The sequence below is a fragment of the Varibaculum sp. genome (genome assembly GCF_008661855.1).
In the GTDB taxonomy this organism is placed as follows: Bacteria; Actinomycetota; Actinomycetes; order Actinomycetales; family Actinomycetaceae; genus Varibaculum; species Varibaculum timonense_A.
Genome location: NZ_RPZY01000004.1, coordinates 1 through 11,395, shown reverse-complemented (window position 1 = coordinate 11,395; position 11,395 = coordinate 1). Strand labels below are relative to the sequence as shown.

Below are 11,395 nucleotides of genomic sequence, written 5' to 3'. Positions count from 1 at the left end.
TTTGGGGGCGCTGGATTAATCCAGCGCCCCCAAACTTTTCTCTTGTCTTATAAAGTCCCCGTTCGCAACTGCAAATAAACAGACGTACAGGTTCTAACCCTTGATAGCGGCATTGAACCAGCTAGTAATACTGGTGGGGTGGGTAATTGCGGTGCCGACTACTACCGCCCAGGCTCCCGCCTCCATGACTTGGCGTGCCTGCTGCGGGGTGTGAACTCGTCCTTCACATAGCACCGGAAACTCTGGGAATTCCGCAGTCATTTGGGCTAGTAGCTCAAAATCTGGTCCGGCAGTTTTGGGTCTATCTCCCGTATATCCCGCTAGCGTAGTAGATAAAATATCGGTTCCTGCTTCAGCTGCTTGCCGAGCATCTTCGATACTTCCGCAATCGGCCATCACCACTATGCCCTCATCATGCAGGGCAGCAACAGTTTCACCATAAGTTAGACCATCGGGACGAGGACGACGGGTAGCATCTAGCGCCACAATATCGGCTCCTGCCATTGAGCAGGCGCGAGCGTGACGCAAAGTAGGAGTGATAAACACGCCCTCGTGCCCCTCTTTCCAAATCCCTAAAACCGGGATTTCAACCTGTCCTTTAATCGCAGAAATATCCGATAAGCCCTGACAACGAATCCCAACGGCGCCACCTTGCTCAGCGGCTAAAGCTATCTGAGTCATAGTTTCACTGTGCCGCATCGGTTCGCCCACATAGGCTTGTACGCTAACGATTAATCCCCCTTTAAGGGACTGGATTATTTGATTCATGATTATCCTAGATTCGTATTTGCCCAAATAGCTGCACCTATTAGGGGGGCATTCCCTCCCAGAGTGCCACTGATTAGGGGAGTGTTCTTTACGGGGGTGAGAGCATCGGCCCCGAAGCCCGCTGTTACTGCCTGCCACCATTGCTTACCGGAATGGGTAACCGACCCGGAAACTATAATGACCTGCGGATCGGCCAAGTTGCAGATACCGGCCAGGGTTTGTCCTAGGGCATATCCCGAGTCATAGATAACCTGGCTTGCCCAGGCTTCTCCTTTTAGGGCGCGCTCGGTGATTTCACGTCCGCTTTGCGCCCGCGGGAGATTAGCCGGTTTATCCCGGTTATACAGTTCTACTTGACCACTGCCGGAAGCCACGGTTTCGATATGACCTTTGGCTCCACAAGAACAGGTTAAACCGGTAGCTAACGGGTGGGGCAGATGCCCGATATTACCGGCGGCGCAGTGCGCGCCAAACTGGACTTGACCATCGATAACTAGCCCGCCTCCCATGCCGGTTCCCACCGCTGCGGCCAGGATAGAGGAATAGTCTTTACCGGCTCCTAGGGTTGCTTCCCCGAGGGCGTGGGCGTGCACATCATTGAGGACGTAAACTTCCGTATTGAAAGCGGCCTTTACCTGTTTCGCTAGTTCGGTTCCCGCCCAGCCTTTAATCAAATCGGTAGCAGAAATAACCGTTCCCCGCTGGGGGTCAATCACGCCCGCAGCAGAAATGCCGATTGCCTGGATTTGGGTTATGCCTTCGGCGGCAGCCGTATCTTTAGCGTGACTTAGCGCTTCGATAATGGCAGCTACTACTGCCGCGCTACCCTCACTGGCGGGGGTAGGGCGCGAATAATTCGCCGCTACTGTCCCTTGGGTAGTATCAACTACCGCGGATGCAATCTTAGTGCCGCCCAAGTCGGCAACGAGGAAATAGCTCATTTTAAGAGACCTACCTGCTCAAGTACGGCGCGTACTCGTTCAACATTTTCCCCTTCGAGGGCTTTAACCGGTTCGGTAACCTGGTTGGTGTTGAAAACTCCCAGCAGTTGCAGGGCAGTTTTGAAGCCCCCCACTCCCGCTCCGTAGCCTTGAATACCGCTCGGTACTGCGGTAATCCGCATTAGGCGAGCTAAATAGTCTTGTTCTTTCCGTACGGTTTCCCAATCCCCGTTCTGGTAGGCGCGCCATTGGCGGACGTAACCCTCGGGATCTACATTTCCCAGGCCGGGTACGCACCCGTCAGCCCCGGACATATAGGCGCCATCAACCACGACTTCGTGCCCAGTTAGGAGGGTTAAGGGGTGTCCGCAATCGCGATTTTCCTGGCACAGGAAACGGAAAGAAACGTCGTCACCGGAAGAGTCTTTTACGCCGGATAACACCCCGTCTTTACCGAGGCGAATAATTAAATCTACCGGCAGTTTAACGTGTACACATACGGGGATGTCGTAAGCGAATATGGGCAGGTCGATGGCCTGGTGAATCAGGCGGAAGTGGCGTTCGATTTCGGCTAGCCCCCCTAGAGCATAGAAGGGAGCGGTAGCCACAATCGCATCTACCCCGAGTTCTTTTGCTTCTTTGGCGTGTTCAATAACCCGCATAGTTTCGGTATCGATACAACCGCCCAGTACTGGAACCCGATGATCTACGATTTCAACGGCAGTTTTTAGGACTTCCCGGCGCATTTGGTCGGTTAGGAAAGCTACTTCCGAGGAGGAACCGAGGACGAATAATCCGTCTACTCCGGCTGCAATCATCCGTTCTAGGTGGCGCTTATAGGATTCTTTATCGAGTTTGCCGTCCTTGGTTAGCGGGGTAACTACCGGGGGGACAATACCGGAGAAATCAGTCATTTCTTTTCCTTTTCCTTAGTGGATTTATCTGTTTTTAGGGTACTCGACTGGGAAGGGTGCTTAAGTAAGGTAGTCACAGTAGAAACATCGTTGCCTCTCTGTAAGGGGTAGGTTCTTCCGCAGCGCAAATCCATCATTGGTTGTCTGACACTTAGAGCATAATCTATTGATTTAGTCGGTGCAAGGGTTTTTAGGAAAGTTTCTTAAAGACCTAGTTTATTTAGTATTTGGCTGTTTGTTGAGGTAGTTAAGTTGATCAAGGGAGCAGAAATTGTCTGACAACTACTGGGGGTTGGAGGGTAGGAACCGAGGTTCGGTTTTTAGAGGGGCGCGCCTTCGCCCGCAATGAGTACGTCCTCGATATCAGCGGTAAGTTCGCGGAAAAATCCGGGCAACTTGGCAGGCAAACCTATTTCCCTGAGGTATCATAAATGCCTAGTTAAGCAGGGGCAGACGTTAATAGGGAGCAAAGATGCTTAGTTATTTGGTAGCGGGAAATCCTACTCGTCCTCTAATTATTTTGGTTCACGGAGTAGAAGACTGTGCGATTTCCTGGGCGGATTATATTGACCATTTAAAGTCCCGTTACCTGGTGGTTTCAATAGATCACAAAGGACACGGTTTTTCGCCTCGATTTACCGACCAAGAGCTAAAAGACCCTTTCGAGGCTTCATATTCTGCCCTGGTGGAAGCGGTACAATTTATCGAAAAAACCTTCGGTAAAAAAGCTATTTTCGTGGGGCATTCCATGGGGGGAGCCCTGGTTACGAAACTGGCTGCGCGCCACCCGGAACTGGTAGCAGGGGCGGTAGTAGAAGATCCGGCGTGGCTGTCGCAAACCTACCGTCAAAACTATGTAACTAATATTCCGACTGCTCTTAACCAACTTGATTCCTGGCAAGACCCAATGGCGGCCTATAACTGGGGAAGAAAGCGGCGACCCTGGTGGCCGGGGGATACCATGATTGGTTGGGTTTTTGGAAAGCTCCGGGTGGATTCAGGACTGATAGGAACCGGGGTGGTTAGTTTTAAGGAAAACTGGCAAGACTTGGTGCAAGAAATTACGGTTCCCCTGGTGGTGGTTTCTTCCGATCAGGAATCAGATATTGTGGGGAAGTCCGGGTTAGCGCAAACCGATGCTTTAGCTAATCGGAATGTGGAAACAGTTTTTATTCCCGGCTGTGAACATACGCTGCGGCGCAACAAACCTCAAGAATTCAATCGGTTAATAGATCCTTACCTGATGAAATGGGCGGATGTGGAAGAAAACCGTAGTTAGGGGAGGGGGCTGGTAGCTGCGGCTCGCCCTCATAGCGGAAAGTAGAAAACTGGCTTAAGCGGGTAGAGACTCAATGGATTCTATTAAAGGCGAATAGTGGGCTTCTACCGCGGACATGTATCCCAATGCGTCTCCCGCTTCGGCGGCTTTGAGCATCGCCCCATGCGCCTTGGCGGTTGCTACCATATTTTCTTTCCCGGCAGCCGGTAAGACGGGAACCACCGACATATGTACCAGCCAGAGGGCATTCATTAGCTCTTCGAGTAGGTTGTTGTTTAACTCTGACACTAGGCGGGTGTGAAACTCTATGTCCTCAACCAAGAATTCCTGCCCATTATGTGCTTTTTCCACCATAGTATCTACTAGCTGATGTAAATGAGTTAGCTGTTTTCCAGCCACTTTCATTACTATTTCTCGGGCTAAACCAATATCTAGGGTACGGCGAACTTGCACGACTTCGCTTAAGGAAGTCAGGTTGGTAGATTTTAGTGAAGAGCGCAGCACCATCATTTGCGCCAGAGGACGCAAAGACATTTCTCCCACGTAGGTTCCGCGTCCTTGCCGCACGCTAATAATATCTAAAGCCTGCAATTGCCTTAAGGCTTCGCGTACGGAAGAGCGGGAAACCCCTAAGCGTTCGCACAGTTCAGTCTCGGTAGGTAGCGGGTCACCGGGTTGTAGGCGCTCTTGTAATATGAAACTTTCAATTGCAGACAGGGTTCCTTTAGAGCGGGAGCTAGGAATCTCTAAGCCCTTTTCATTGTGTAGTAAGCGCCGGTAATCGTCCACTGTAGAGACTGATTCGGGGGTAACTGACTTTTTCATATGTTTCCTCTATTGCAAGTGCGCTCGTCTAGTAGACTACCACTCCCCATTGAACGGTAGTTGTCTGATGACAGCTATGCTACAGGGCATAGTGTAGTGATGCAACACTCTTTTGCTTTGTAAGGTTGATAAGCCAAAAACTAGCTTTCTTTGCAGGTCTATAGCAAATAGGTAACCTTTTTGTTAAATGCTTGACAGAACTTGTTCTTTGTTACTACGCTGGCATTTGTATGAAGTTGACATTCGTCTCCCATACGGCAAATGGAAATTCTCAAAGGAGAGGACTCAAAATGCGTTCTATTAAGCGTTGGGCAAAGGTATCGGCTGTACTTGCCGCTGCTGCACTTGCTCTTTCGGCTTGTGGAGGAGGATCCGCTGACAAGAAAGCAGGAGGATCTACCGGAACCAAAGCAAGTGGCGAACTAAAAGTTTTTGCCGCTTATGACACCACTAACTGGAATCCCTCGAACACGTCATCAGCTCTGGCGGTGGGCGCTAACCTACAGGTAGTTGAAGGGTTGTACGAGTTTGATTTCTCAAAGTTCAAGGCTCACAAGGCACTGGCTGCTGAAGATGAACCTACCAAGGTAAATGACACCACCTATGAAGTTAAACTGCGTGATGGAGCCAAGTTCTCTACTGGAGATGCAGTTAGCTCTAAAGATGTGGTCAGTTCCTATAAACGAATCGTTGATGGGGACAAGGATTCAACTGGTGCAGTACAACCCAGTTCCTATGCTGCGTTCCTGACTGCTATTTCCGGTATCGAAGCTAAAGACGACAGCACAGTTACCATCAAACTGACCCACGCTATTGACAACCTGAAAGAGCGCTTAGCATTGATTAAAGTGGTTCCCAGCAAAGCCACCTTTGATGAATTGACCAAGATGCCAGTGGGATCTGGACCTTACAAATACGACACTATTACTGACACCACTCAGGATTTGTCTGTAAATGAGCACTACAACGGGGCTAACCCGGCAACCGTAAGCAAGATTCACTACGACAATTCCCGGGACGCAACCGCTCGTTTGACCGCCGCGGTAGCCGGACAAACTGACGTAGTTGAAGCGCTAGATCCGGCCGGTATTGAAAAGGTTAAGGCTGCCGGATGGGAAGTTAAAGATGCTACCGCTTACGGTATCGCCATGATGACCTTTAACACCACCAAGGCTCCTTTCAAAGACAAGCGGGTTCGTCAGGCACTACTGACCGCTATTGATACCCAAACTATGATTAAGACTGCTCTTAATGGCGCGGGTAAAGAGCCTACTTCTTTCCTGCCTGACTACAACGATCAATACAAGAAAGCTGCTACCCAGTTCTCCTTTGATGTAAACAAGGCAAAGAAACTACTGGCGGATGCCGGAGTGGCTGCCGGTACCGAAATTAGCGTGCTCACTACTACCGATACTTGGATTGCTGCTATGGGTCCGCAAATCAAGCAGAACTTTGAGGCTCTAGGTCTAAAAGTTAATCTCAACAATGTTGCTTCCGCGGATTTATGGAACAACAACGTTGCCCAAGGCAAGTTTGATGTCGTGGTTGCCCCCGGTGATGCCTCCGTTTACGGCGCCGATCCGGGAGTGCTGATTAAGGGCTGGTTCTTCTCCGAACTGTGGATGAAAGACCGTTTCCGTCTAACCGAATCTGACCCTGCGGGAGCTAAAGCTCTGGTTGATTTAATGGATAAAGCCGATAAAGCTACCGGAGATGAGGCTAAAGCTAAATGGGGTGAAGTGCAAGATATGATTGCTGATCAGGCAGCACTCTATCCGCTAGCCTTCCACACTCTCTACACCGCCTACAATCCCGCTAAAGTATCTAACCTCACTCCGATTGGCGTGACCGGTCTGCAACTAATCGGCACCAAGGTAAGCAAGTAGTTATCAAATGATTACTTGCTGCTAAGTGAGGCTCCAACTAATGGGCGGGGCGGAAGCTCCAGTTTCCGCCCCGCCCATTAACTTTTGCGGAAGCTAATACTTGGCTAAAAGGAGAGATTAGTGAACAACTTATTGAGACTCATAGGTAGGCGACTTATCGCTTTACCAATCATGGCAATCGGGGTAACCATGTTGGTGTTTTTCGTAATGGAGCTATCGCCTATTGACCCCGCCTGGACAGCGCTCGGCGATAACGCCGCCGATCCCGCTCAAGTAAAAGCCTTTAATATCGCCCACGGATATGTAACCGATGATGGTAGCGAGACGGGGAAACCGATTCCCGCAGTGGTTCGCTACTTCAATTATCTAGTTGGTTTATGTCAAGGTGACTTTGGTATTTATGGGGTAGGGACTGGTCATAAAGTAGTAGATTTAATTGCCCCTGCGCTTCCGGTAACCCTACAGCTCACTTTCTTTGGGCTAATCATTGCGGTACTGATTTCCTTCCCCTTAGGGGTAATCGCGGCGCTTTATCGTGACCGCTGGCCTGATCAGGTTTTTCGTGTCCTATCAGTGGTATTTATCGGTACCCCCAGCTTCTGGTTAGCTGCCTTGTTAGTGCTACTAGGTCTTTCCCTCGGTCATGGTGAACTGGTAGCCGGAGGGTTACCGGGAATCACTGAAGACTTTGGCGGCTGGGTAACCCGGATGATACTTCCCGCCCTGGCGCTGGCAACTCCGGTTATTGGGCAAATGACTAGGGTGGTTCGTACTTCAGTAGTAGAAGAACTCGACCGCGATTACGTTCGCACCGCTTTGGGGGCGGGCATTCCTCGCCCGGTAGTAATCGCTCGTAACGTGCTACGTAACGCGCTGATTACTCCGGTAACCGTCCTCGGTTTACGAGTCGGATACCTTATGGGAGGGGCAGTGGTTATCGAAATTATTTTCGGTCTGCAAGGAATGGGTAAAGTCCTGGTGCAAGGAGTACAGCAAAGCCAAGTAGAAGTCGTTCAAGCTGCTGCTTTGGTGGTTGCCTTAGCTTTCATTGTGGTTAATATCGTCGTCGATATGCTCTACCTGTTAATAAACCCCCGAATTAGGTCTGTGTGATAATCATGATGAGTCAAACCAAGAAAGTTGTTTCCGCAGTTGAAAGCGGTAAAAAAGTACGCTTTAACCGTTGGAAAAATATGAGTATCGGTGCGCGCATTTCCGTGTGTGTACTGATTAGCGTGGTACTGATTTCCATTTTTGCCAAATTTATTACCCCATACTCTCCCGATAGGGTATTCACCGACGCCATCTTGGCTCATCCCAGCGGATCGCACCTATTCGGAACCGATTATGCCGGTCGCGACGTGTTATCGCGTTTGCTGATGGGCGGGCGTTTCTCGATAGTCATCGGATTGTGTTCCGCATTTATTGCCCTGTTCTTTGGGGCAATTATCGGCTCGATTGCGGCGGTAGTACGTCGCAGCCTTTCAGAAGTGATTATGAGAATAATGGACATCATTATGGCGGTTCCGGGCATTGCTATGGCAGCAGTAATGGTGTTGGTATTCTCCGGTATCTTCAAAGATGGTAATCGAGTCGGGCTAGTTGCCGTGATTATCGTGGCTATCTCATTCGTCTACACCCCGCAGCTAGCGCGGATTGTCCGGGCAAATGTGATGGCAGCCTACGGTGAAGACTACGTTAGAGCAGTTATTGTTTCGGGTGCGCGTGCCCCCTGGATTCTGGTAAAACACGTAATCCGTAACACGGCTGCTCCAGTACTGGTATTTGCCACCGTCCTGGTAGCAGATGCGATTATTCTGGAAGCCTCCCTAACCTTTATTGGCTCCGGTCTCCAATCAACAATGGTTCCTACCTGGGGTAACGTACTTTCTGATGCGTCTGCCAACGGTTCCATTATTTATGGAGCCTGGTGGACCGCCCTATTCCCCGGTTTGCTAATCATGATTACGGTACTGTGTCTAAACATCTTGTCTGAGGGGATTACCGACGCCATGGTAGCTGCGCCGGCTTCCGCTCCCGCGAAGGTCGAACAAAATACCGCCGATCGAGAAGCCGATGCTCTGCTATTGGATCCTCGTCGCGCCTATGCGACTCAAAAGGACTCCTTACAAGAACGTCTAGACTCCCTCAAACTGGTGGAAAGCCAACGCGATGATCGCTTTGATGATTCACCGTTTGCCGGTCAAACCCCATTACTGGAAGTAAAGAACCTATCCATCAAATTCCCGCGTCATGGTGACGTAAACGTAGTGGATCGGGTAAGCTTCACAGTTCGCCCCGGAGAAACCATGGGGCTGGTTGGGGAATCAGGCTGTGGTAAATCAATCACTGCGCTAACCATTATGGGCTTGATTGATCCGCGCGCCCAGCTTGAAGGAGAGATTCTCTATCAAGGTCAAGACCTCTTGAAAATGTCTCCCAAGCAACGGCAAGGGCTGTTAGGAAACGAAATGGCAATGATTTACCAGGATGCGCTCAGCTCCCTGAATCCTGCCATGTTGATTAAGGCTCAGATGAAGCAACTAACCTCCAGGGGAGGAACTCGCAGCGCCGAGGAACTTCTAGAACTGGTGGGCTTAGATCCCAAACGAACCTTGGAATCCTACCCACATGAGCTTTCTGGAGGGCAGCGGCAGCGCGTCCTCATCGCCATGGCTCTTACCCGCGATCCGAAGCTGGTGATTGCCGATGAGCCGACTACCGCTCTGGATGTTACCGTCCAAAAGCAAGTTATCGCTCTGCTAAACGAGTTACGGGAAAAACTGGGATTCGCCATGGTGTTCGTTAGCCACGACCTCGCCCTAGTTGCCGAGGTGGCTCACAAGATAACCGTAATGTACGCCGGACAGGTAGTAGAACAATCGCCGACCAGCGAGCTACTGGAACACCCGGTTCACGAGTACACTCGCGGTTTGCTAGGGGCGGTACTGTCAATCGAATCTGGTTCCGGGCGTTTACATCAGGTTCCTGGCACAGTACCTAGTCCTAAAGATTTCCCTGTTGGTGACCGTTTCGCACCGCGTTCATCCCATCCAGATTATGGAGCCGATATTCCACTTGAGCTAGAACTGGTTGGTCCAGAACACGTGTATGCGGCACTACCTGATAAAGAGGGCGTGTATAAGCGTGCTCCCCGATATAACGCCAGCGGAAAGGAGGACTAATCATGGTAGACGATAAAATGGTTTTACCTAACAGCGAACCGGTAGACCCGGATGTTCCCATTATTGAACTGCGTAAGGTTGAAGTGATTTTCAAAGCACGCACCGGTTCAATCTTCAAACCAAACCATGTACATGCAGTACGAGGCGTGGATATGAAGATTATGCCCGGAAAAGTGTTGGGAATTGTGGGGGAATCGGGTTGCGGTAAATCTACCACCGCCAACGTGATGTGCGGTCTGCAAGTAGCCAGTAAAGGCCAAGTGCTATTTATGGGCAAGGACGTGACCAAACGTTCCGCTAAGGATCGCCGGCTCATCGGACAGGTAGTATCGGTAGTTTTCCAAGACCCAGCGACTGCCTTAAATCCGCGCATGACAGTGCAAGACCAACTGGCAGATCCCTTACGGGTTCATAAAATCGGTGATGAGTCTTCGCGTCAAAAAAGGGTAAGAGAGCTGCTAGGACTGGTGGGGCTACCGTTATCTGCTCTCGGGGCGCTGCCGGGTCAGCTTTCCGGTGGGCAGCGGCAGCGAGTGGCAATCGCTCGTGCCCTATCCCTTAACCCGAAAGCGATTATTGCTGATGAACCTACCTCTGCTCTGGATGTGTCGGTGCGTGCTCAGATTTTGAATCTACTATCTGATTTACGTGAGGAACTCGGTCTGGCGATGGTGTTTATTTCGCATGATATTCAGACGGTGCGTTACATCTCTGACCGTATTGCGGTGATGAACGCGGGAAAGGTGGTTGAGCAAGGAACTGCTGAACAAATCCTGAATTCCCCCAAAGATCCTTACACCGAGAAATTGTTGGGAGCTGCTCCCTCGCTATTGCATCCTGCTTGTTTAACCGAATATGCATAGTAATCGATAAGGAAGCATTGCTGAAGCGTTTATTAACGAGTTAATAAATAATCAACTGGGGGGCGGGTATTAAAGATACCCGCCCCCCAGTTATTTCTTTGCCCGCCTGGTTTTAAGCGAAGCTGATTGGGACGAAAGTGGGGTAGTCGCTTTCGGTTTGGGATTAACTGCTCTGGTTTAGGGATTCGACAGTTGTTAGATGGGGATAATACGCCGATATTCGGGGTATTGTTGCAGGTAAACTAGATGAAGAGCTGTTTAGAGTTCGCTATTTTTGTGGCTTCCCTTACTTTTGCTTATTCTGGTTTGACGCGTGAACGCTCGCACGGTAACTTTGTATTCGTTGCCGAGCGCGGAAGCCGGTGGGAGATGAAAACCCACCGCTTATTTTTTGCTCGCAACAGACCCTAACCGGTCGGTTTGGTTGGTTTGTGGTTTGGTTGTTTGTGTTCTCGATAGTTGTGTTTTTTTTGTTTTGTTTGTGTGGGATTGACTGGGTTGCCTGCGGTTTTTGGTGGGTGGTTTGGTTTTTTCTGTTTTTTGTTTTTTTGATGCTGATGATTTTGGAACGAGTTGTTTTTTGATTTTTGGTGTTTGTTTTTGCAGGATTGTTTTCTGGCTTGAACCATTTTGGTTTGGCTCTTTTTGGGTTGGATCGTTTTTTGGCCTGCTGTTTTTGGTGGGTTTTGTTTTTGGTTTTTGTTGGAGAGTTTGATCCTGGCTCAGGATGAACG

The 11,395-nt window shown here is 50.0% G+C and carries 10 protein-coding genes; 5 read left to right on the top strand and 5 right to left on the bottom strand.

Features of this window, described 5'->3' with window-relative positions:
• Window positions 1-93: 93 nt before the first annotated feature.
• From QZT94_RS00270 to QZT94_RS00260, 3 genes are read right to left on the bottom strand one after another with little or no spacing between them, the layout of a single operon-like run.
• The gene (locus tag QZT94_RS00270; protein WP_278609196.1) at window positions 94-768 is read right to left on the bottom strand and encodes an N-acetylmannosamine-6-phosphate 2-epimerase; all 675 of its coding nucleotides are present in this window, start codon (window positions 766-768) and stop codon (window positions 94-96) included.
• A 2-nt stretch (window positions 769-770) separates the two neighbouring features.
• The gene (locus tag QZT94_RS00265) at window positions 771-1,709 is read right to left on the bottom strand and encodes an ROK family protein (RefSeq protein WP_296762116.1); all 939 of its coding nucleotides are present in this window, start codon (window positions 1,707-1,709) and stop codon (window positions 771-773) included.
• Window positions 1,706-2,623, bottom strand: coding sequence for a dihydrodipicolinate synthase family protein (locus QZT94_RS00260; protein ID WP_296762114.1), 918 nt, complete (start codon window positions 2,621-2,623; stop codon window positions 1,706-1,708). Before QZT94_RS00260 ends, QZT94_RS00265 begins: the two co-directional genes overlap by 4 nt.
• A gap of 472 nt (window positions 2,624-3,095) precedes the next feature.
• Here QZT94_RS00260 and QZT94_RS00255 point away from each other — a divergent pair, with 472 nt between their 5' ends.
• Window positions 3,096-3,902, top strand: a complete 807-nt coding sequence (locus QZT94_RS00255; RefSeq protein WP_296762112.1) for an alpha/beta hydrolase — start codon at window positions 3,096-3,098, stop codon at window positions 3,900-3,902.
• Window positions 3,903-3,956: 54 nt separating this feature from the next.
• On the opposite strand, the gene QZT94_RS00250 is transcribed toward QZT94_RS00255, so the two are convergent.
• Window positions 3,957-4,727 (bottom strand): GntR family transcriptional regulator, encoded by a 771-nt coding sequence (locus QZT94_RS00250; RefSeq protein WP_296762110.1) that lies wholly within the window; start codon window positions 4,725-4,727, stop codon window positions 3,957-3,959.
• A 290-nt stretch (window positions 4,728-5,017) separates the two neighbouring features.
• Between QZT94_RS00250 and QZT94_RS00245 the strand changes: the two genes are divergently transcribed.
• The 4 genes from QZT94_RS00245 to QZT94_RS00230 all read left to right on the top strand — a co-directional run bounded on the left by QZT94_RS00245 (window position 5,018) and on the right by QZT94_RS00230 (window position 10,661).
• Window positions 5,018-6,613 (top strand): ABC transporter substrate-binding protein, encoded by a 1,596-nt coding sequence (locus QZT94_RS00245; RefSeq protein ID WP_296762108.1) that lies wholly within the window; start codon window positions 5,018-5,020, stop codon window positions 6,611-6,613.
• A gap of 120 nt (window positions 6,614-6,733) precedes the next feature.
• Window positions 6,734-7,726, top strand: a complete 993-nt coding sequence (locus QZT94_RS00240; protein WP_072509860.1) for an ABC transporter permease — start codon at window positions 6,734-6,736, stop codon at window positions 7,724-7,726.
• Window positions 7,727-7,734: 8 nt separating this feature from the next.
• The gene (locus tag QZT94_RS00235) at window positions 7,735-9,798 is read left to right on the top strand and encodes a dipeptide/oligopeptide/nickel ABC transporter permease/ATP-binding protein (protein ID WP_072509859.1); all 2,064 of its coding nucleotides are present in this window, start codon (window positions 7,735-7,737) and stop codon (window positions 9,796-9,798) included.
• Between the two features lie 2 nt (window positions 9,799-9,800).
• Complete coding sequence (locus QZT94_RS00230) at window positions 9,801-10,661, top strand: ATP-binding cassette domain-containing protein (protein ID WP_072509858.1); 861 nt, start codon at window positions 9,801-9,803, stop codon at window positions 10,659-10,661.
• A gap of 384 nt (window positions 10,662-11,045) precedes the next feature.
• Here QZT94_RS00230 and QZT94_RS00225 read toward each other — a convergent pair.
• A partial coding sequence (locus tag QZT94_RS00225; protein WP_296773078.1) for a hypothetical protein occupies window positions 11,046-11,395 on the bottom strand: 350 nt, incomplete at its 5' end.